General features: G+C 37.7%; 18 protein-coding genes and 1 pseudogene. 11 read left to right on the top strand and 8 right to left on the bottom strand.

The genetic code is table 11. The annotated features are described in order from the left end of the window. Positions 1-39 precede the first annotated feature (39 nt). The 8 genes and pseudogenes from F933_RS15560 to F933_RS15530 all read left to right on the top strand — a co-directional run bounded on the left by F933_RS15560 (position 40) and on the right by F933_RS15530 (position 8,907). The gene (locus F933_RS15560; RefSeq protein ID WP_005062754.1) at positions 40-297 is read left to right on the top strand and encodes a hypothetical protein; all 258 of its coding nucleotides are present in this window, start codon (positions 40-42) and stop codon (positions 295-297) included. Between the two features lie 349 nt (positions 298-646). Then, complete coding sequence (locus F933_RS15555) at positions 647-1,717, top strand: ImmA/IrrE family metallo-endopeptidase (protein ID WP_005062752.1); 1,071 nt, start codon at positions 647-649, stop codon at positions 1,715-1,717. Positions 1,718-1,956: 239 nt separating this feature from the next. Beyond that, a complete protein-coding gene (locus tag F933_RS17490; RefSeq protein WP_000106063.1) occupies positions 1,957-2,085 on the top strand; it encodes a hypothetical protein in 129 nt (42 codons plus the stop codon). 109 nt (positions 2,086-2,194) lie between these two features. Continuing rightward, entirely contained in the window at positions 2,195-3,235 is a 1,041-nt protein-coding gene (locus F933_RS15550) for a nucleotidyltransferase domain-containing protein (protein WP_005062750.1), read from the top strand. Beyond that, positions 3,232-4,962 (top strand): ThiF family adenylyltransferase, encoded by a 1,731-nt coding sequence (locus tag F933_RS15545; RefSeq protein ID WP_005062748.1) that lies wholly within the window; start codon positions 3,232-3,234, stop codon positions 4,960-4,962. The genes F933_RS15550 and F933_RS15545 overlap by 4 nt, the downstream gene beginning before the upstream one ends. Further along, entirely contained in the window at positions 4,955-5,455 is a 501-nt protein-coding gene (locus F933_RS15540) for a Mov34/MPN/PAD-1 family protein (protein WP_005062747.1), read from the top strand. Before F933_RS15545 ends, F933_RS15540 begins: the two co-directional genes overlap by 8 nt. A gap of 2 nt (positions 5,456-5,457) precedes the next feature. Continuing rightward, a complete protein-coding gene (locus F933_RS15535) occupies positions 5,458-7,059 on the top strand; it encodes an SAVED domain-containing protein (RefSeq protein WP_005062746.1) in 1,602 nt (533 codons plus the stop codon). 52 nt (positions 7,060-7,111) lie between these two features. Further along, positions 7,112-8,907 (top strand): annotated as a pseudogene (locus tag F933_RS15530) (hypothetical protein). A 239-nt stretch (positions 8,908-9,146) separates the two neighbouring features. Here F933_RS15530 and cadR read toward each other — a convergent pair. After that, positions 9,147-9,539: a Cd(II)/Pb(II)-responsive transcriptional regulator gene (cadR, locus tag F933_RS15525; protein WP_005062738.1), complete on the bottom strand. Its 393-nt coding sequence runs from the start codon at positions 9,537-9,539 to the stop codon at positions 9,147-9,149. 87 nt (positions 9,540-9,626) lie between these two features. Here cadR and F933_RS15520 point away from each other — a divergent pair, with 87 nt between their 5' ends. Genes F933_RS15520 through feoB form a run of 3 tightly spaced genes read left to right on the top strand, consistent with a single transcriptional unit; the run spans position 9,627 to position 12,934 of the window. After that, positions 9,627-10,844 (top strand): cation efflux transmembrane domain-containing protein, encoded by a 1,218-nt coding sequence (locus F933_RS15520; protein WP_005062736.1) that lies wholly within the window; start codon positions 9,627-9,629, stop codon positions 10,842-10,844. A gap of 10 nt (positions 10,845-10,854) precedes the next feature. Continuing rightward, positions 10,855-11,115 carry a FeoA family protein gene (locus F933_RS15515; protein ID WP_005062735.1) on the top strand — a complete coding sequence of 87 codons (261 nt, stop codon included), beginning with the start codon at positions 10,855-10,857 and terminating at the stop codon, positions 11,113-11,115. Next, entirely contained in the window at positions 11,105-12,934 is a 1,830-nt protein-coding gene (gene feoB / locus F933_RS15510) for a ferrous iron transporter B (protein ID WP_005062733.1), read from the top strand. Before F933_RS15515 ends, feoB begins: the two co-directional genes overlap by 11 nt. 75 nt (positions 12,935-13,009) lie before the next feature. Here feoB and F933_RS15505 read toward each other — a convergent pair whose 3' ends face one another. From F933_RS15505 to F933_RS17460, 7 genes are all read right to left on the bottom strand, one after another. Further along, positions 13,010-13,369, bottom strand: a complete 360-nt coding sequence (locus F933_RS15505; protein WP_005062727.1) for a copper-binding protein — start codon at positions 13,367-13,369, stop codon at positions 13,010-13,012. Positions 13,370-13,399: 30 nt separating this feature from the next. Further along, positions 13,400-16,549, bottom strand: coding sequence for an efflux RND transporter permease subunit (locus F933_RS15500; protein WP_005062724.1), 3,150 nt, complete (start codon positions 16,547-16,549; stop codon positions 13,400-13,402). Between the two features lie 14 nt (positions 16,550-16,563). Further along, entirely contained in the window at positions 16,564-18,063 is a 1,500-nt protein-coding gene (locus tag F933_RS15495) for an efflux RND transporter periplasmic adaptor subunit (RefSeq protein WP_005062720.1), read from the bottom strand. Continuing rightward, the gene (locus F933_RS15490; RefSeq protein WP_034711224.1) at positions 18,063-19,367 is read right to left on the bottom strand and encodes a TolC family protein; all 1,305 of its coding nucleotides are present in this window, start codon (positions 19,365-19,367) and stop codon (positions 18,063-18,065) included. The genes F933_RS15495 and F933_RS15490 overlap by 1 nt, the downstream gene beginning before the upstream one ends. 81 nt (positions 19,368-19,448) lie before the next feature. Beyond that, positions 19,449-19,931 carry a hypothetical protein gene (locus tag F933_RS15485; RefSeq protein WP_005062717.1) on the bottom strand — a complete coding sequence of 161 codons (483 nt, stop codon included), beginning with the start codon at positions 19,929-19,931 and terminating at the stop codon, positions 19,449-19,451. A gap of 23 nt (positions 19,932-19,954) precedes the next feature. Then, positions 19,955-20,884 carry a copper resistance protein B gene (locus F933_RS15480; protein WP_005062716.1) on the bottom strand — a complete coding sequence of 310 codons (930 nt, stop codon included), beginning with the start codon at positions 20,882-20,884 and terminating at the stop codon, positions 19,955-19,957. Beyond that, on the bottom strand, positions 20,871-21,670 hold an 800-nt coding region (locus tag F933_RS17460), incomplete at its 5' end, for a multicopper oxidase domain-containing protein (RefSeq protein WP_005062714.1). The genes F933_RS15480 and F933_RS17460, both read right to left, overlap by 14 nt.

The raw sequence follows: 21,670 nt of genomic DNA, 5'->3' as shown, positions 1-21,670 counted from the left end.
TTGATATTAATCATATTTAACCAAGATTAGGCTTTAGTTATGAAATTTAACAGCTTTGAGGATGAAAGCTATATAGCTTCTCTAGCAGCTAAGGTACTGCATCAAAGCTTTATTGAGAATGCACGCACTAACACGGTACTATATGTAGAAAATGATGCTATATGGAGTAAGTCTCCAAATAGCATTCCCGTTTTAATTAAACAATTGCCAGGACGTAACCCTGATCTGGCTAAAAAAATTGTAGCATTAGGAACTTATAGAATTAAAAAACGAACCATTAGTCCTTCAAACGAATAGTTCATTAAACAGAACTTTAGAATTATATGAACTTAGAAAAAACAATCATTCCAGAATAACTAAATTATCTATAGAAATATTGACGTCAATGACCTGTCTTATCGTCCCATCTTTCAGAATATCTTAAGAACTTTAGCTGATCTAATTGCTTAAAGAATAGTTTTTTTTGTCATAAAATTTAATAAATGTTTCAACCAAAAACTATATTTAGTAAAAAACTAAAAAACAAACACAATATATAGGACAAATTTTAATTTCGGTTATAGTTTTACAAAAAATTGACAGCCCCAAATATTTCCACTATCTTACCGGCATGAATCAAAAGAATTTTTTGTTTCAGGGAGGACATATGCCTACATTTAATCCAGACATGTTAAGAATTGCTCGGGACCTAAGAGGTATGAGCCAGACTGAGCTTGTCCAAAAAATGGGAAATATTACTCAAGCTGCTTTATCCAAAATTGAGAAAGGCGACATTAAGCCTTCAGATGAAACAAAGTTTAATATTGCAAAGATCCTTAATTTCCCAGAAAGGTTCTTTCATCAAGATGACCACTTTAAAGTGTCTCCAATTAGTTTACATGCATACCGAAAAAAAGCTTCAACTACAGCTAAAATCCTAAATCAAATCAATGCTGAAATGACAATTAAAGCTTCAAATCTAGATAAGCTTGATCTGTTTTGTCAGTTAGAAGCATCTTTACCATTACCAAGTTATCAGATACATATAAATGTTAGTTCAGCTACTGAAGCTGCATTAAAGCTTCGTAAAGAATGGAATTTGGGATTAAACCCTATTGAAGATTTGACCGGACTCATTGAGAAAGCTGGAGTCTTTATTTTCTATTGTAATTTTGAAGAAGATCACATTGATGGGGTATCTTTACAAACTCAAAATAGCCCTCCATGTATTTTCCTCAATGCAAACCAACCTAATGACCGAATTCGCTTTACCTTAGCACATGAGTTAGGACATTTAATTCTTCATAAATATGCTCCATCAATAGACATGGAAGAAGAAGCGAATGAATTTGCTGCAGAGTTTTTAATTCCAACTGAGGCTGTGCAAGGTGAGTTACAAACAACTAATCTTAAGACTTACGCAACGCATAAGTTGTTCTGGAAAGTTTCCATGGCTGCTCTAATTGTGAAATCAAAACACATTGGAGACATAAGTGACAGACAGTCCGCAACCTTATGGCGCCAAATGAGTATGTATGGTTACCGCAAAGCTGAGCCTTATTCCTTAGAAAGAGAGCACCCTCAACGCTTTGCTAAATTAATGATGGATTTTTGCCAAGGTGATAAGTCAAAAGTCATTTCAGATTTATCATCCTTCTTTAACTTATACCCGGAAGATTTCACTCAGCTTTATAAAGCTGATATCGAAGAGATGGAGAGATTTTCTATGGCTTCTTAATATTTTAGCCGACCCGAAGGTCGGCTAGTAAACGTGAGAAAGGCAGATTTGGGCATATGCCCCTGCGATTTCAGGACAAAAGACTTAGCTGTCCATAGTTACGGATAGATGTCTTTCACGTTAGTCCTCGTGATGTGGTGTCTCGATTCTAACGTAAAAGCTCTCTCCTCCGCAACGGACAACTCTGTCTACTCCTAAGTCGCACTCACATTACCATGCCCTATGTGAGGAGTAGACCTATGTCTACAAACGACGATGGCATTGAATATGTGTACACACGATTCATTACCAGAAACGGCAAACGTATTTATCACCCAAAAGGTGGTTTATACAAGTTTCCGAAACGTTCAAAAAAGTCAAAGTCTTAGATTGAATTAACTGAGCTAATGGCTTTTAAAAGTTTAAGTAATTGTTCTCTACCCAGTTTTTTTAGGGAGGCTGGGTACCAAATTAACTTACATTTTGAGAGAGCAACACATGAGTTTGCAAAATAAATTTTTTACATTTGATCGACGAATCTATTTAACCCGTCATGATTCAGAGTATTCAAATGCTCGTGAAAAAGACGATAGCATTACAGCTGCAATCAAGGCTAAATTTAAAGAAAAAGGTTATCCCGTTATTGATGACTTTATTCAAGGTTCACTTGTTACTTATACGACCATTAAAGAACCTGGCAAAGATTTTGATATTGACCGTGCCATAGTCATTGATTATGAAGGATCTCCATCAGATCCATTAATTCCCAAAAAAGTCATTTTAGAAATTCTGGAAGATCGTGGATTTCAAAATGCTAAAATCAAAAAACCTTGTGTTACTGCTGATTATAAATTTAAGAATCTACATATTGATATCCCAGTGTATAGAAAGAATTCATGGGGAGGATATGAATTAGCAGTGGGGAAAAAAGACTCAGCTGATGAACATAAAATTTGGTCAGAATCCTCGCCCAAAGAACTTATTGACTGGGTCAATGACTCATCTCAATTCAGCGTGTATGCCACAGAAAAACTATATCAATTTCGCAGATTGGTAAGGTATCTCAAACGTTGGAGAAACCTGAAGTTTAGTCCTGACGTGTGCAGAAAGATCTATTCAATAGGTCTAACAGTAATGATTAAACAGAACTTTAAACCAAGTATTGATGAAGACGGGTTTCCAAATGATTTACTCGCGCTAAAAGCTACAGTTGATTCAATTCTGGATTGGTCTGGCTATTTTCAATTGCACTCTGATGATCAATGGAAAGTAAAAGTTAACCTCCCAGTTCATCCATCTAGAGATATTTTTCATGGTAGTAGCCTAAATACGGGCACTAGATTTAGAAATCAATTAACCAATTTACGATCAATATTGCAGGATGTAATTGATACATCAGATGAAGCTGAACAATGCTCTTTACTGGTCAAAGTATTTGGTGATGACTTCCCAAATAATGTAAATACCAACAGTGCAAGCACGGCTCAAAAAGTGCAATTCGCTACTTGTGGAGCTGTAGGGACATCTCAAGGCGCATGAACTACTCTTCAATCCTTAATCATCTGACAAACCGCGGATACAAAGTATCCGCAACCGAGTTTTGTTTGTTTCCAGCTCTGAGTATCGAATGTTCCGTTGCGGGTTACGATGTCACCTTAATTCATCTAAAAGATGAAGAACTTACTGCTATGCCTTCATTTTTTTTAAAGTCTCCTGATAAGTATGGGCGAATCGCACATACACTTGAGAATAAGACTTTAAATGTGGCTTCAATATGCGTAAATGTTCCGGATTCGGTATCTATCAATTTTGAGGTGCCCGAACGAGCCTTTGAAGAATCCTTAAAACGGCATATTTCTTTATTAGAAAGAGGTTTATCTGATTCCAAATGGAATGAAGAAGAATTATTACGAGAATTTTTAGCGGGCTGGAATCATATTCAGGATCAAAAGTATGAAGATTTTTTATGCTTGTCTGATAAAGGAGAATTTGAGCTTCTTAATATTCTGCCTCCCAAGAAAGGTGTTAAATACGGACTGAATGCTTGCCATTTTGGGATACCTCAGGAATTTAAACAAAAGCCTCAGTTTTCAGTAATTAATGATCACATCAATAATCGTGGTAAACCTAAAGGCATTGGATGTATTGTTCCTTTAGAAAAGTTAATCCCAGCCCCATGGCAGAGTACAGACTTAGAAGAATGGTATCTTGAAATACTCAAGTTTATTTCTCAGGATGTTTTTGAGTCTTTAACCCGTACCCTCGGACAAACTCGAGACCATGCCTTTTGGCTTGTATTTAATGCGGATACACCCTCAGGTAAAACTTGGTTTGGTATCCATTTTCATTTAAAAAATAATATTAAAAGCAAAAAAGGCCTGCCTCTTAATCGTGAGCTTTTAGAGTTCTGGGAACTCAAGGCAATGAATGTACGTTTATTTAATAAAGAACGTGTAATGCCACGAAGTGGAGCTATTCAGGAACTACAAAACAAAAAAGTTTTACTTGTAGGTTGCGGATCGGTTGGGAGTCAAATTGCTAATCAACTTGCGTCCACAGGTATTGGCCATATCACACTTTCAGATCCCGAGACTTTTTCTTTGGATAATTTATATCGCCATACTCTTGCAGCTCACTATATTAGCTGGCCTAAGACTTGGGGCTTACAAACAGAATTGAATAATAAATATCCGTGGCTAGAAGTCCAGATTATGTTTTCAGAACTTCTAAGCCTAAGATATGAAAATGTATTAAATACTTTCGATCTCATCATTATCGCAATCGGCTCACCTACACAAGAACGTATTTTTCATGATTACTGTATTAAGAATTCAGTCGAAACTGCTGTCATAAATACCTGGGTGGAAGGTTACGGAATTGGAGGACATGCTGTACTAGATATTCCTGATACAAAAGGTTGTTTGAGATGTGCATATGTTGATCCAATTAATTTTTCACGAGGTCTGGTTTCTAACCTTAACTTTTTGAAACCTAATCAAATCCTTACGAAAAATCTTGCGGGTTGCGGAAATGCATTCTTACCTTATAGCAACTTAAGTGCATTACAAACCGCTCTTATTACTTCTAATTTAGCGATCAAGTTTTTAATGGGCCAATTACACAGCTCTTCAAAAGTGAGCTGGAAAGGTAGTGATTTTGATGTTATCCAAGCTGGTTTCCAGGTAACTGATCGATATACACAGTTTTCAAAATCATTAGAAATTCTCCCTCTTCTAAATAGCGGGTGTGATCTTTGCAATGATTGAAAATTATTACTTGCTCTCCTCTAAACAGTTTGAACTCTATATTTCCCATGAAGTTATTCAAACATGGACGAGATATAAGCAACTTGATAGAAAAGATCTAGAAGCATGTGGTGTTCTGATTGGCAATCAGAGCTCCTCTAACCCTAATCAGTACTGGATTGAAGACTTAACTGAGCCTATGTCAAAAGATTGCAGATCTACGCATAGGTTCACCTTAAAAGATCCGGGACATCAAAAGAAAGTAGATTCGGCATTTTCAAAATCAAACGGAACCTCGGTTTATCTAGGAACTTGGCATAGCCACCCGCAAGACATTCCAACTCCGTCACATATTGATTATGCAGACTGGAAAAGTTGCATTTTGAGGAATCCTGACCGCCAGCTTTTTTTTGCCATAGTGGGCATTCAAGCAATACGAATTTTCTTTTACTGCTCCCGTCAAGGGTGGAATCAAGCAGAGATTAATAATCATCAAGTATCTCAAGGACTATAAGAATGACTGACGTTACTTTTACTGAAACACTTGTACAAACGGTTAATCCTCCATTTGATTCATTAAAGACTGCACAAGAGTTTATAACTACAATTCAAGATTTCATTACATGGGATACCGTCGGTCTACTTATTGATGAAAGTGGTCAAAACTTAGTTATTTTATTATTAGAAAATGATGTAGTGATTAGTTCCCTACGGACTAACCTGAATGAGAGTGATCTACTTCAGTTCATATTAGAGTTATCTAATAAGCAAACCAAAAAAGTTATTCTGCATGCTTGGCAAGGCCATACAATTAATTGTTCTCATTTAAGTGATTTAAAAAAACTTGAGCATATTTGGCATAATAAAAGCGCTTATCAGGCCAAAGAACTCACAAAAATAAATGATATAAAAAATTTCATCAAAAGCTATTTTAAGCCAATAAAAAAAATTGGACGAGGTAATCCTTTCACTTCTGAAACAAAGCGATATGTTATGCAGGATAGTCATGGACGTTGTATGTTTACTGGATGTGGCGATCGTCTAGATATAGAACAACTTACAGGTATGAAAGGTAATGTAGGATATCTGGCTCACAATGTAGCTTCTTCAGAAAGAGGTGAAAGAGGAATTCCGTACCTTTCCGAAGTACTTTCTGACGATCCCTCAAATGTACTACTTTTATGCGACAAACATCATAGATTGATCGATAAGATCGCAGCAAGTGATTACTCAGCTCAACAATTGAGTGAAATGAGAAAATCCTATTGTGATTTAGCAAATTCTTTACTTGATGCGTTAGCCTTCAGTCCTATCCCAGTTTATTCAATTCTATGGTCCGTCAACAGTAATGCCGTAGGTCACCCGGAACCTAAAGAAATTGCATCTTGTCTCTCTCCTTCACAACATAGAATGGACGGTTATCTTCAAAGGCTATGCGATAGCAATACCATATACATGAAAAATCCGGACCAATTTTCACAACAATTGGTCTCAATTATCCAATATGAAGCTGACAAAATTATCCAGCAAACAAGTTTAAATGGGTATCGTGCTGCCATCTTTGCATTCGGACCTATGCCGGCACTTATTGGCTTAGGTGCTTTATTAGGTAATAAAGGAAAGTTTCTCCCAATGTTAAGGGATAGAGAAGCGAATCGATGGGGATGGCCAAATACTTCAGCTGCAGATCAATCATATGAAACGATCGGAATTGGAACTCTTCGAAAGGCTCCCGATGTAGTTTTATGTATAAATTTCACAGCTCTTATTGATAAAATCAAAAATAAGGCTCTTGAGCTAAAAGCTGAATTGGGTGCTGATATTATTGAAATTAATGCGCTTGAAGCATATTTAGGAAGTAAGGCTGTTCCTCATCCCCATAATATTTCAAAGTTCACCACTGAGCTTCAGAAACTTTTTCATCTATTAAAAGATAAACATGGTGTAAAGAGAGTCCATCTTTTAATTGCCGCACCAAATGCAGCCTGTATAGCTTTAGGACAAGCTATTGATCTACATCATCCTGATATTATTATCTATGACTTTGCGCAAGATACTATGCTTCCTAAACTCATTATTAGAAATGATTCACGCGGAAATCACTTAGAACTTCCCTAAAAAACCTATTTTACAAGCTTATTTTTAATATATTAAAAATGGGATAGACCTTATGACTAATACTTCTACTGATCAAGATAAAAACTCTTCTGATGAAAATAAAGTAAAACTATTATGGGAGATCCTTAAACCCTATAAAGATAAATATTTACAAGTTTGGTGGTATGGAGGGATGGAAAAAGGCCTGGAGATCAGCCACAGGTCCATGTCTTATTCAGAGAAGTTTTAGAAGATTTGCGTCCCACTGATAATTTTATCCAGATTACAGCAAACATTACAGATCTTGTATCTTGGCGAGTTGATTCAATTTGGCATCAGCAACGAAAAATAGATTTTGCAAACCAGGATATCTATGAATTTGTTATTAATCATACTGATTTCGAATTCAAGTTTTTAAAAATATATAAGAATGCAGATAAGAGAAAGGAAATTGACTTTTTCAAAACCCGAGAAGAATGTCAAAAGGCAGATTTAACAAGAAAAAACTGCCTTTCATTTAAAGTAGAGCATCCTGAATTTGATGAAATTTTAATACCTTGTCTGGAATTTCTCACTAGAGCTTATGGTTTATCAACTGAGCTCATTCGAGTACTGACTACCTATAACGAAAGTGAAAGAGAGTTACGATTATATACCCCGCATAAGGGTGAACAAGGCCTTTGGACAGTTCTTCTTGGAGACGGGATTACACGAGCGGACCACGTTTTTGTCGCATATTATAAATATACTGAACTTGCCAAAAATGCCGCACGTATTTTATATAGCAGTATTGTAGGAAACACTCATTTAAAACACACTAATATCTATCCAAAAGTCGTTCCATGGCATATAGAAACCTTACCGATTAGGGTGTCGGGGTTCCGCTTAGCGGGAACAAAAACATTTGTTGCGACAAGGATCAGAGGAATAAAAGTTCCAAAGGATAATCATATTAGAATAATTCCTAGAACAACTGAACGTATCAATACCACGACAGATACTGATCAACCTAACCCACCATTGCCTCAACTAGGGAATGGCGATATTAATGTTTCAACTAATCAAGGGGGGCGTCGTCCACCATCAGACCATGAATTAATTGAAGATGATTTTGAATGGATAGATGGTGGTCCTGCTAATGAGTTAAGTAAATATAAATATGTGAATCAGGTTAAACGCCCAAAACGGAAAAAGAAATTCATAGAAACACAGACGATCGGAACTGGAGCTCCTGACAATTCACCTGAAGTATTAAATGGTCAAATAGTCCCGTCGACAAATAATCCCAAAGAGTTTCAAGCCCCTGAAGATGGCAGAATTATAGGATTATGGAAGGCTTGTGTAAAAGCAATGGAGATTAATCCATATTTAATACAATAAGTTAACTATTACACATTTGAAAAAGGCTTTGACTTTTCTACACTTCCCATGTTGATCGGTTTTTTTACAGAATCTGAAGTTCAAGTACATAAGACTTGGTGTTATGCAAATTCATTAAAAACCAAGATAAGAGGAGCCTTAATTATCAGGCTAACTATATCTCAGTTAGGGCCAATTTATATTTTTGATATACAACCAGCAATTTATACATCTATTATAGATGGTGAAACTATAAGAAAAGAAAGAGGTCATGCTGGTTTAATATTCCAAATGAAGCAAGAAAAAGATCTAGAACAGTTCATTTCGGATTTAATGTATCTTCTTCCTCTTTATGAGGGTTCATACTCACCAACAGTGTTTCAAAGCTTACTGGTAACTCAAGTATTTTTATTTCGACATTCAAATACAAAGGGGCTAACCGAAGGTGAATCAACGTTGTTGAATGCTTTAAGAAAGATAGGAATTGATAAAATATCATTCAGGAATTAAATGAGTACACTCCAACCTTTTCTATGCTAAGCAATCCATGAATAGATTCGATTAAAAAAGCAAAGTGACCACTAAATGTGGCACTCTTTTTTAGGCTTGATACAGTCGTAATACTGCATTCAATTTGGACAGTATGTTCAGTTATTCAGACAATAAGTTCATAACTAAGAAAATAGAGATCACATCTCATCAGATTCTCATAGTTTATTGAGTAACTTTTCCGTTTATATTAAAAATAATCACGCTAATTTTTTCAAAACACCACATTTATCCACAGTACATTGCCCATCACAGGTCTTTCTAATCTCTAATAACTGCCGAATCAAGTTCTGTTGATTTTTAATATTCTCCATTACATCTTTAATATGAGAGTCGATTAACTCATTTACCTCAGAACAGTTATTTTTAGGTACATCACTGTATAATAATAATTTTTTTATTTCATTAAGGTTCATGTTCAAAGAGCGGCAGTTCACGATAAACTTCAACCGATCAATATAATCTTCTGTATAGAGTCTATAATTACCCTGTGTTCGTTCTGGTTGAGGAATTAAACCTTCCTTCTCATAAAAGCGTATTGTTAACACAGAACAAGAGGTTTTTTCAGAAAGTTCGCCAATCTTCATAAACATTGTAAATACTCTAAATCTATCTTGACTCTATAGTAACTATAGAGATTTTAATATGCAATAAGTTAAAATTTATCAATAGGCACAACTATGAGTGGCTGCGGTAGCGATAAAAAGAGTTCATGTAGTGGAGAGAGACTAGATCGAACATCTGTTCATCAAGGGCCTTCTGAAAATAAAATATTAACAAGTAAGGATATTTGTTGTCCCAACAGTACCATATTATGTTGTGATTCTGAGATAACTAAACAAATAAAGGGGCAAGGATCTCTAACGCATTATTCTCTGATGAGCGATTACTCAATTCCCAAAATGGATTGTTCTGCTGAAGAACAAATGGTTCGAATAGCGCTATCTTCTTTTGAAAATATCGAACAACTCATTTTTGATTTGCCTAATCGTAGTTTGAAAGTATTACACGATGAGGATGTAAATTTAATAACAGCTAAACTTGAAGCTTTAGACTTTGGGGCAACCCTAGTTAAGACAGAAGAATATAAAGCAGAGCAAACTGGACAAGAAACCAGTACCTATATACTTCCAAAAATGGATTGTTCTGCTGAAGAACAAATGGTTCGAATGACTTTGTCTTCTGTAGAAGAAGTGAAAGGTTTAGAATTTGATCTACCAAATCGACAACTACAAGTAGCTCATACTGGTGGTCTCGACAAGATTACATCCAAACTTGAAACTTTAGGTTACGGTGCAAAACTTGAAAGTACTGTTAAATCAGAAGGATCTTTACCTGAAACTATAGATTTGAGTGGACAGTCAAAAATTCTAAAAATTCTTTTAGCTATTAATGCTGCACTTTTTCTCATTGAATTTACTTGTGGAATTATTGCTGCATCAACAGGACTTATTGCAGACTCCCTAGACATGTTTGCTGATGCTGCTGTTTATGGGATCGCACTGTATGCCGTGGGTAAAGCAGCCAAATACCAACTTAAAGCTGCTCATTTTGCTGGTTGGATTCAATTAGTACTTGCCACAACTGTGATTATCGATGTAATCAGACGCTTTATTTATGGTAGTGAACCAGAATCTTTCTTAATGATTGGTATTGGTATACTTGCGCTCATCGCAAATGTTACTTGCCTATATTTAATTTCAGGGCACAAAGATGGTGGGGCGCATATGAAAGCAAGTTGGATATTCTCTGCTAATGATGTGATTGTAAATATGGGAGTAATCGTGGCTGGTATACTCGTTGCGTGGACCGGTTCATCATACCCAGATCTTGTTATTGGAATTATAGTCTCCTTATTTGTACTCAATGGTGCTCGAAAAATCTTGACATTGAAATGAGAGCTGAAAAATGAATTTATTCCAAGCTAGCCCCAATCAAGTTGTTAAAATTATTGATCTTAAAAAAGGAGTTCAATATTTCGACAAGAAAGATCCAGTACTTGAAAGACTTGAACTTTTAGGTTTTAGAGTTGGAGAGTCTCTACAAGTTCTTGCCAAAGGACTTTTTGGTGGTGACCCTGTACTTGTACAAATCGAAACGTCTCGATTTGCACTAAGAAAGAACGAAGCTGAACGTATTTTTGTAGAGATTATTTCGAATGAGCAGTAAAAATATCGCCCTTATTGGTAACCCAAACTGTGGGAAAACATCTCTATTTAATACGCTAACAGGTACGCGACAAAAAGTAGCCAATTATGCTGGTGTTACAGTTGAACGAAAAGAGGGCTTTTTTAAACTTCCATCTGGTGATTTAGTGCGTGTTTTAGACTTACCTGGCACATATAGTTTAAAGCCTACAAGTTTAGATGAAGAAGTAACTAGGGCTGTGTGTCTTGGCGAACTTGAAGGTGAAATAATACCCGATATTTATGTATGCGTTGCTGATGCGACAAACTTACACTTACACCTCAGCTTAGTTTTAGAAGTAAGGGCATTGAATAGACCAATGTTACTTGTCTTAAATATGATGGACGAGGTTAAAAAGCGTGGTATTTCAATAGATACTAGTAAATTATCTCAACTATTAGGCATCCCTGTTGTAGAGGCAGTAGCGGTAAAGAAAAAAGAGATCCAAGAGTTAATAAATCAATTAGACCAAAAGAATTTGTTTGTAACGCCTTATCATTCAGAATTAAACCATTTTGATCAGATCAAATTTATAACTCAACAAGTTATTCTGACGAATGATAATGGTGATAGAAGAACTGCGTTTCTGGATAAAATTTTTTTACACCCAGTCCTTGGCTTACTCATTCTAACGCTTACCATGTTTATTATGTTCCAAGCTGTATTTATCTGGGCGCAGCCTTTTATTGCATTAATTGAAAATTCGATAGCTTGGCTAGGAAATACAATAGGTCCTCTCATCTCGCCTCCACTGCTAAGGAGTTTAATAGTAGATGGAGTTATTGCAGGTTCCGGAAGTGTTCTGGCATACATGCCTCAAATCCTTATTTTGTTCTTTTTCATTCTTGTTCTTGAAGAGTCTGGTTATTTACCTAGAGCTGCATTCCTTTTAGACAAATTAATGTCAAAAGCTGGATTAAGTGGCCGTTCTTTTATTCCACTACTGTCTAGTTTTGCTTGTGCTATTCCTGGGGTTATGGCAACAAGAAGTATTAGTTCGGAAAGAGATCGTTTAGCAACCATTATGATTGCTCCTTTAATGACTTGCTCTGCCAGACTTCCTGTTTACGCTTTATTAATAGCCGCATTTATACCTAATAAATTGGTTTATGGCTGGTTGAGTCTACAAGGTTTGGTTCTTTTTGGCCTTTATATGGCTGGTATCATTTCTGCTTTATTAGTTTCACTTTTCTTAAAACTGATCCGTAGGGATAAAACCGAAAGTATATTTATTTTCGAATTACCTACTTACCGTTTGCCTGATATACGAAATGTCGCTTTAGGGCTATATGATCGAGCTACCATCTTCTTAAAACGAGTGGGTGGAATTATTGTTGCATTATCAATTTTACTTTGGGTGTTGGTTACATTCCCTCAACCACCAGATCATGCAACGATGCCAGCAATTAATTATAGTTTGGCGGGCCAATTAGGCCATATTATTCAACCAATATTTAAGCCTATTGGTTTTACTTGGGAAATTTGTATTGCATTAATTCCTGCTATGGCTGCAAGAGAGGTAGTGATTGCTGCCTTAGGCGTGATTTATGCAATGTCTGGAGATGAAGATACTGTAACTCAAACACTGCTGAGTCAAATTTCTGGTCCTGATGGTTGGGGATTAGCTACGGGGATGTCGCTCTTAGTTTGGTATATTTTCGCACCCCATTGCTTAGCTACCCTTGCAACGGTAAGACGAGAAACTGGTAGTTGGAAACAGCCAACAATCATGGCAGTTTATTTATTCGCATTAGCTTATTTATTTGCATTTATAACCTATCAAACTGTTAGTAGAATTTAATCTAACCTATTCAATTTAAACACAACAGGGTATAATTTTATCCTGTTGTGTTTATGGCATTACATATTGAATAAACTATCTTTTCTTTACTACAACAATTATATAATTTTCGCCATCTGCCTTTAATTCAAAGTCAACTTTGTCTCCTACGGTTAAACCACTTAATAAGGCCGGGTCAGCGACTTTAAAGCCCATCGTCATTGCTGGCCATTTAATCGCAGGAATGGCTTCATGGTTGAGCGTCAAAATATTTTCTTTCGTATCGATAGCCGTAATCACGCCAACTCCTTGGGCAGTTGTAGCTTTAGATGGCTCTTTACTCATTTGCTCCATCGGCACTTCAGTCTTTTTTTGTTCTGATGCCTCATTTTTACTACATGCACTCAGGGCAGCAACAGTTGTAATAATTGCTATAATTTTCATAAACTTCAACATAATAAAACCTCTTTGAATGAAATAATAAAACTATCTATGTTTTGACAGTTTCCTTTTGATTAAAAGCTTGTAGGCAGCGGGGATAACAAACATAGATAAAAGCGGAGCTGAAATCATGCCTCCTACCATAGGTAAAGCGATACGACTCATCAATTCAGAACCAGTTCCACTTCCCCAAAGAATGGGTAGTAAACCAGCCAAAATGACAGCAACTGTCATTGCTTTAGGGCGAACACGTAGAACAGCTCCTGAACAGATTGCATCATTAAGCTGTTGCTCTGTTAAAGATGCTGTTGAAGAAGATAGACTCTGTTGTGCGTGTTCTATTGCTTGCTTTAAATAGAACAGCATGACTACTCCAAACTCTGCGGCAACACCAGCAAGTGCAATAAAACCAACAGCAATTGCCACTGAAAAATTATAGCCACTCAAATACATGGCCCAAATGCCGCCAATTAAGGCAAAAGGTAGCGTCAGCATAATCAGAGCAGCATCTTGTACTTGCCTAAAAATCAGATAAAGCAAAAGGAAAATGATCATCAAAGTGATTGGAATCACTACTTTTAGACGAGCATTTGCACGCTCCATAAACTCAAACTGCCCTGAATAGCTAATACTCATAGCAGAAGAACGTTTAACTTTTTGGTCTATAGATTGCTTCAAATCTTGCACAACTGAAGCTAAGTCACGTCCTTGCACATCAACATAGACCCAACCACTTGGGCGGGCATTTTCACTTTTCAGCATGGGAGGGCCATCTGTAATTTGAATATTGGCAACACTACTCAAAACAATTTGCTGACCCGAGCTGGTAACAATCGGTAAGTTTCTTAACGCCTCAAGCGAATCTCGGATCTCTCGTGGATAACGGACATTAATGGGATATCTTGCTAATCCCTCAATAGTCTCACCAATATTTTCCCCACCAATTGCTGAAGATACAATTTGTTGTACATCATTGATATTAAGACCATATCTTGCAGCTTGCATACGATTTATATCGACATCAACATATCGTCCACCCGTGAGTCGTTCAGCTAAAGCTGAACTAACACCAGGTACCGTTTTAGCTACTTGTTCAATCTGTTGTGCGACACGGTCAATATCTTGCAGATCATTTGCTGAAATTTTAATGCCAATAGGACTTTTAACCCCAGTCGCTAACATATCAATCCGGTTACGAATAGGTGGCACCCAAATATTTGTCAAACCAGGTACCTGAACTGCCTTATCCAACTCTTTTATTAATTTGTCAGGTGTCATACCTGAACGCCATTCTGACCGTGGTTTGAATTGAATCGTGGTTTCAAACATCTCTAATGGTGCGGGGTCAGTGGCTGATTCAGCTCTTCCAGCCTTACCAAATACAGTCGCAACTTCGGGAACAGTTTTAATCATCCGGTCAGTTTGCTGTAGCAGTTCAGAAGCCTTGGCTGCTGACAATCCCGGTAAAGCTGAAGGCATATACAGTAAATCACCTTCATCCATATCTGGCAAAAACTCTCCACCTAAGCGTGTCAGCGGGAAAAGGCTCACTAAAAAAATGAGTAATGCGCCTAATAGTGTTGCCTTTGGATGAGCTAATACGACATCCAGCATAGGACGATATATTTTGATCAGAAAACGGTTCAATGGATTACGCTGTTCTGAGGGTAATTTCCCGCGGATCCAATACCCCATCAACACCGGAATTAATGTAATGGATAAACCAGCTGCCGCTGCCATGGCATAAGTTTTGGTAAATGCCAATGGTGAGAACAAGCGTCCCTCTTGTGCCTGCAAGGTGAAAATAGGAATGAAGGATAAGGTAATGATGAGTAGACAGAAAAATAAAGCTGGACCAACCTCACTGGCTGACCGAGCAATAATATCCCAACGTTCTTGTGGTGCTAAGACCTGATCCGGATGTTTATGCTGCCAAGCTTCTATATGTTTGTGTGCATTTTCGACCATCACAACCGCAGCATCCACCATCGCACCAATCGCGATAGCAATCCCCCCCAGAGACATAATATTGGCATTTAACCCTTGATAATACATGACTAAGAAGGCCGACAATATCCCAAGTGGCAAAGAAACAATAGCCACCATCGCTGAACGTAAATGCCATAAAAATAGTCCGCAAACTAAAGCCACTACAATAAATTCTTCAATCAATTTATGGCTAAGATTCTCTACAGCCCGATCAATCAATTGACTCCGATCATATACCGGAACAACTTGTACTCCTTTCGGTAGACTTTGTTGTAATTCAGCAAGTTTTACTTTAACAGCCGCAATAGTCTCACGTGCATTTTTACCTGCCCGTAAAATTACAACGCCACCAACAGTTTCACCTTGCCCATTCAGTTCACTGATACCACGACGCATTTCGGGTCCCGTCTGTATCGTTGCAACATCACCTAAAGTAATAGGAATACCGAAACTATTTGTCCGTAGTGGAATCTGGCGAAAATCATCTAACGTTTTTAAATAGCCAGTAGCTCGCACCATGTATTCGGTTTCAGCCATTTCCAGGACTGAACCGCCCGTTTCTTGATTGGCTTTTTGAATAGCATCGATAATATTACTTTGTGTAACGCTGAATGTTGCCATTTTGCCTGGATCTAAGACAACTTGATATTGCTTGACCATTCCTCCAATAGGGGCAACTTCTGCTACATTAGGTAAAGTCTTCAACTCATACTTTAAAAACCAGTCTTGTAGACTTCTTAACTGCGAAAGATCATGTTGTCCTGTGGGATCAACCAATGCATATTCATAAACCCAGCCAACACCTGTGGCATCAGGTCCTAATGAGGATTTTGCATTTGCAGGCATTTTCACCTGAATCTGATTCAGGTATTCCAGTACACGAGACCGTGCCCAGTAAAGGTCAGTATGCTCATCAAAAATGACATAGACAAACGAATCACCAAAAAAAGAATAGCCCCGAACAGCTTTAACCCCTGGCACTGATAACATGGTTGTTGTTAAAGGATAAGTCACCTGATTTTCAACAATCTGTGGAGCCTGACCAGGAAAGTTAGTTCGTACAATGACTTGTACGTCAGATAAATCTGGTAAAGCATCAACAGGAGTATTTTTAACAGCCCAAGTCCCCCAGATAGCCAGAACTAAAGCAGCTAGTAATACAAATATTCGATTCGCAATTGAAAAGCGAATAATACGGGTAATCATGATGGATCTCCCGTTTAGTTCTTCATAGATGTCATAGACATCTTGGCAATATTAGAAATGACATAAGTATCTCCAACTTTTGTAAAACTAAAGTTGACCTGATCACCTTGCTGAATCTTAGTAAATGGTTGTACTGGCTGTTTAAAGCTCATGGTCATAGCCTCCCAACCCAACTCAGGAATAGCCTGATGTGAAATGGTAATTTCTTGAGTTGTGACTTTTTCCACTTTACCGTTACTTTGGTATATAGCTGCCTTAACTACTTGAGAGGGGGTAGTAGATTTTCCAGTATTCAGCTTATCAAGGACACCCTGTAAATTTGCTTCAGAATCAATCAGGAATTGCCCTGAAATCACTATTTTCTGACCAGCTTTTAACCCTTGTAGAATTGCAATTTTATTGCCATCACTTTGCCCTAATTGGACAGCAACAGGTTCAAAACGTCCTTGCTCATGCGCCACAATAACAATATTTCTGGTACCCGTACGTATAACAGCTTGCTCTGGCACAACTAAATTACTTTGAGGGTTACTTATGAATTTGACAGAAGCAAACATACCAGGCTTAAGTTGACCATCAATATTTGGCAACTCTATGCGAACTTTTATAGTTCTGCTGGTAGCATCTAAGGTAGGTAAAATATCAATCACTTTACCAGACACTATTTGGGAATATGCAGCTAGAGTTGCTTCGACTCTCATTCCTCGCTTTATTCCGGAAATTTGCGTTTCGGGAACCGCTGCTTCCAACCAGACTGGATTGATCCCTTTAATGGTGGCTAGTGTTTGCCCCATAGCTAAAGCCATGCCATTACGAACTTCTAAGGACTCAATAAAACCACTTGCAGGTGCACTTAAAGTCATATTAGATTGCACTCGACGAGTCTGCTCGACTTGATTAATCACATTTTGTGGTATTCCTAAAAGTTGTAAACGTTGCCGGCTTGCTTGAATAAGAGCACGGTCTCCAGTCCGGAGTACAGCGACAAACTCTGTTTGTTCTCCAGTCCATTCAGGTATTGAAATATCAGCAATAGGGCTCCCTTTGGCTACCATATCTCCAACGGCATGCCCATAGACTCGCTGAACAAAGCCACTTGCTCTTGTTTGTAAAATAGCCACTTGCCGTTCATTAGCTTGTAAAACACCATTGGTTAATAAGGCATTGCCTATTACAGCTTGTTGAACTGTGGCATAACGAATGGCTAGATTCTGTTGAAAAGAGGGATCAATTTTAACTGTAGGACGACTTTCATCTACCATCACTGCATTTTCATCTGCGTATTTAGGTACCAATTGCATATCCATGAATGGTGACTTGCCTGGCTTGTCAAAATGCTGTTCTGGTTTCATGGGATCATACCAATACAATACTTTGGCATCCTGTTGCTGACTTGCCGATGTCGATTGAGGACTCTCATTCTGTTGTGCAAACCAATATCCGGCTCCGCCTCCCACAACCAAACTAATAGCCGTAATCCCCATAACGGTAACTGCCAATTTATTTTTTATCATTATGGCTGCTCCTCAACATGGTTTAACGTCGGTTCTTCAAAAGTAAAGAAAAGCTGTGCTGTTGTAATTGCTTGTTGTTGTTGAAGATCAATGAGTCGTAACTGTTGTTCTAAAAGAGCCTGTCTGGCAGCAATCACATTGGACAAATTACTTTTACCTGCTTGATAACTTGCCAATTGTAATCCCACTTTTTGTTTGGCCAGAGGAATACTCATTTGCATTGCACGCCTAATTTGCAGATTAAGTGCTTCAAGATCGGATAACCCATCATCTAACATAGCGAGATGTTCACGGTACCGGACTTCTTGTGCAGCAGTAATCCGATTTTGTTCTGATAAGGCTGCCTGAATGAGCGGGCTACTACGTCTTTTTGAAAATACAGGAAGCTCAGTTGTCAATTGCATCCCAATCATATCTCCAAATTCTGGAGCTCGATGCTGATAGGCAAACTCAATGCCCCAATCTGGTTTCTGTAAAGCCTGAGCTTGCCTCAATTTTGCTTCAGCAGTTTTCTTTTCTGCCTGAAATGCTGTTAATTCAGGATGTTGATGCAAATGATGATATAACTTTGATGTATCAAGATGGATGGATGGCGCCTGAGATGGTAAGGTTTCCATCTGAGAGAGGTTTTCATTCGGCTCAGCACTAACTAAACGATGCAATTCCAGTTTGGCCTTATTTAAATCACGAAGTAGATCATCCTTTTGATCAAGTAATACAGTTGCTTCCTGTCTCGGTTCAAGTGCATCTGCAATCATTGTCCGACCCGATGTTACTTGGGTTTGCGTAATTTGAGAAAGTAATCGATTTTCTGAAAATAGTTCATCGTATAACGCCAATTTACGTTCAAGATAAAAGCGCTTAAGCCAGGCAGCTGCGACTTTTTGACGTAACTCAATCTTCAAAATCTCAGTTTGGGCATTGACTGAACCTAATTCAGCTTTTGCTAAATCGACCTCAGCCTGTCTTTTGGCTCTGTTTGGAAAATCTTGCATAACACCAATTTTCTGCATAGTCATACCTTCGCGTGTGATTGACCATGCAGCATCACCAGATACGGGGTAATTATCTAAGCCCACAAATAATTTAGGGTTGGGTAAAATGCCTGAAGCAGAAACTATATTCTCGGCCCCTTCAATCTGGGCACTATTTGCTCTTAGAATAGGTGCATATTGCTCAGCAAGCTTCAAAGCTGTATCTAACGACAGTGGCTGGGCATACGCCTGACCATACACCAAAGAGAAAAAGATCGTAGCTATATGCCATCTTCCACTACGGGATAGCTTTTCTTTATAAAAGTTCATATTTTTTAGCTCTAAAATGATATACACGCGCACGCATAGAACATCCATAGAAAACTCTATGAATGACGAAGAATTATCAAATTAGTTAGAGCGTGGGGGCTTCCATAAAACCAAAGGATATGGAGCAGGAAGGTTTTGATCTGGAAAATAAAAGACTGATCGCTCTACGGGTGAGAATAACGTTGAGTGCAAAATGCCTTGAGGATCACTGGCGTATGCAATTTTGGCAAAAGACATAATGCAGTCTTGCTCAGACATACAGGAAGGATCATGTAGCGTTTTTTTGACCTTTGCTTCAACTTTCATACAGTCAGTATGCATCATATTCTGGTTTTGAGGTGCTTCCATTTGCATGGACTTCATCTGTTCAGATGGCATTAAACACCGCTTATGTACAGACGAAGCAGCAGCAGCCGATCCTACTAAAAGGATAGCAAACGATAAAAACAGCGATAGACATGTTTTTAACCACTGCATAAAAATAGACCAAAATTTAAGCTTTTTTAGTTTTACAGATTCGAAAATAAATAGCAATAATTCATGAATAGTAGCCGAAGCTACCATTTATGAATCCAAATCATATTATTTTAAAAAACTATTTCGATACCTGCACCATATTTCCAACCTTTTTCAGACTCAGTAGCTGCTTGCATAGTGGTCGCTTTCTGTCCTTTTTCATATTGATAAGCAACATCAACAAAAGGTCTAATTCGTTTAGTAACCTCATATCGGGTTTTAATACCAGTTTTTAATTCTGATAAACCTGATTTTGCAGCATAGTTAGAATCATCACTAAACACAGCATCTATTTCTAAATAAGGTTGTGTAATCAATTTCTGGGTTAACAAGAAATCACGCTCAACTTCAAAGCTGGCTCCCCAAAAATTATTCTCACCACCGTATAAATAAGCTTGGGTTTCAAAAAAATAAGGAGCTAGCCCTAGTACGCCGATTACACCATCAACTCGATCACTGTTGCTGTTATTTTTATCTTCACTATATCTTACCCCAGCTTGTACATCCCAAAAAGGTGCTACATTACGGCTATAAAGTGCTGATATATCATATTTGGGATCATTACTTTCTGACTTTTCCGCATTGGCTTCAATAAATAGACGATTTTCATCTGTACCTATTAAAGTTTCAATTTTGGAACCTAAAGCACCTTTACCATCTTCATCGACAGTCCACTCATTCTCAAACTTTGTTGTTTGAAAAATTTGCCCTCCATGTTCTTTAAGATGCTTATCATGATTTGGACTATTAAAAGTTACGTTTTCAAACCCTATGGTATTGTTCCCATCATTACCAGAAGTTGTCTTTTGATAATTATTACGATCAACATAACCTAAACCACCAGGCTCTTTTAACAGCACTTTCATACTTTCTGATTGAGAGGGTTTAGAACTACTATTCAGGCTTTCAACAGCAGTATCATTCGCAAAAGCCACGCCTGATAATCCAATTAAAGCAACGGATAAAAGTGTTTTAGAATATAATTTTTTAGTGGTGTGCATGTTGATTTACCCCCTTATCATTTGCTTTGGGTTGAGCAACAACATCCTTAAAATCAGAACTATTGCTATCTACATTTGCCACAATAAGTTTATTCATCATTCCAGCAGACATGTGATATAGCAAATGACAATGAATAGCCCATTCGCCTAACTCATCAGCAGTTAGTAGCGTTGTAATTGTTTTACCAGGTGGCACTATTACAGTATGTTTATTCGGCATGTTGCTAGGGTCTTGGCCATTTTCAAGTTGCATAAACATGCCATGTAAATGCATTGGATGAGCCATCATACTGTCGTTCACAAATTTCAAGCGTATACGCTCACCATATTTCACCTTAAATGGTTCAGTTTCATTAAACTTCTTACCATTAATTGTCCAAATATAACGTTCCATATTTCCACCCAAGCGAATTTCTATTTCACGTTCTGGGGCACGAGTATCTTTTTGAGGAGTTAAGGATTGTAAATCACTATATTGCAATGCTCTTTGACCAGCTGGCGTTGATGCATTTGCCCATCCATACACTACTTCATTTGTTCCAGAAGCATTTACTGGCACATCATGATTCATTCCAGACATCGATTGGTCTTTTGAATCGCCTGTCATAGAAGACATATCATGATCCATACCTTTCATTGAAGACATGTCATGATTCATTCCAGTCATCGACTGGTCTTTTGTACTGCCTGCCATAGAAGACATATCATGATCCATACCTTTCATTGAAGACATGTCATGATTCATTCCAGTCATCGACTGATCTTTTGAATCGCCAGACATAGAAG

Source organism: Acinetobacter beijerinckii CIP 110307, from assembly GCF_000369005.1.
Lineage (GTDB): Bacteria > Pseudomonadota > Gammaproteobacteria > Pseudomonadales > Moraxellaceae > Acinetobacter > Acinetobacter beijerinckii.
Note: the sequence above shows the minus strand (reverse complement) of the source record. Positions and strands in the feature narration are given on the sequence as shown.

Bases quoted from the DNA above. Each gene is read 5' to 3' on its own strand.
- F933_RS15515 (WP_005062735.1), top strand. From the start codon at position 10,855: ATGAATTTATTCCAAGCTAGCCCCAATCAAGTTGTTAAAATTATTGAT.
- F933_RS15555 (WP_005062752.1), top strand. From the start codon at position 647: ATGCCTACATTTAATCCAGACATGTTAAGAATTGCTCGGGACCTAAGA.
- F933_RS15550 (WP_005062750.1), top strand. From the start codon at position 2,195: ATGAGTTTGCAAAATAAATTTTTTACATTTGATCGACGAATCTATTTA.
- F933_RS15495 (WP_005062720.1), bottom strand. From the start codon at position 18,063: ATGATAAAAAATAAATTGGCAGTTACCGTTATGGGGATTACGGCTATT.
- F933_RS15480 (WP_005062716.1), bottom strand. From the start codon at position 20,884: ATGCACACCACTAAAAAATTATATTCTAAAACACTTTTATCCGTTGCT.
- F933_RS15505 (WP_005062727.1), bottom strand. From the start codon at position 13,369: ATGTTGAAGTTTATGAAAATTATAGCAATTATTACAACTGTTGCTGCC.
- cadR (WP_005062738.1), bottom strand. From the start codon at position 9,539: ATGTTTATGAAGATTGGCGAACTTTCTGAAAAAACCTCTTGTTCTGTG.
- F933_RS15560 (WP_005062754.1), top strand. From the start codon at position 40: ATGAAATTTAACAGCTTTGAGGATGAAAGCTATATAGCTTCTCTAGCA.
- F933_RS15545 (WP_005062748.1), top strand. From the start codon at position 3,232: ATGAACTACTCTTCAATCCTTAATCATCTGACAAACCGCGGATACAAA.
- feoB (WP_005062733.1), top strand. From the start codon at position 11,105: ATGAGCAGTAAAAATATCGCCCTTATTGGTAACCCAAACTGTGGGAAA.
- F933_RS15490 (WP_034711224.1), bottom strand. From the start codon at position 19,367: ATGAACTTTTATAAAGAAAAGCTATCCCGTAGTGGAAGATGGCATATA.
- F933_RS15540 (WP_005062747.1), top strand. From the start codon at position 4,955: ATGATTGAAAATTATTACTTGCTCTCCTCTAAACAGTTTGAACTCTAT.
- F933_RS15500 (WP_005062724.1), bottom strand. From the start codon at position 16,549: ATGATTACCCGTATTATTCGCTTTTCAATTGCGAATCGAATATTTGTA.
- F933_RS17490 (WP_000106063.1), top strand. From the start codon at position 1,957: ATGTCTACAAACGACGATGGCATTGAATATGTGTACACACGATTCATT.
- F933_RS15535 (WP_005062746.1), top strand. From the start codon at position 5,458: ATGACTGACGTTACTTTTACTGAAACACTTGTACAAACGGTTAATCCT.
- F933_RS15485 (WP_005062717.1), bottom strand. From the start codon at position 19,931: ATGGTAGCTTCGGCTACTATTCATGAATTATTGCTATTTATTTTCGAA.
- F933_RS15520 (WP_005062736.1), top strand. From the start codon at position 9,627: ATGAGTGGCTGCGGTAGCGATAAAAAGAGTTCATGTAGTGGAGAGAGA.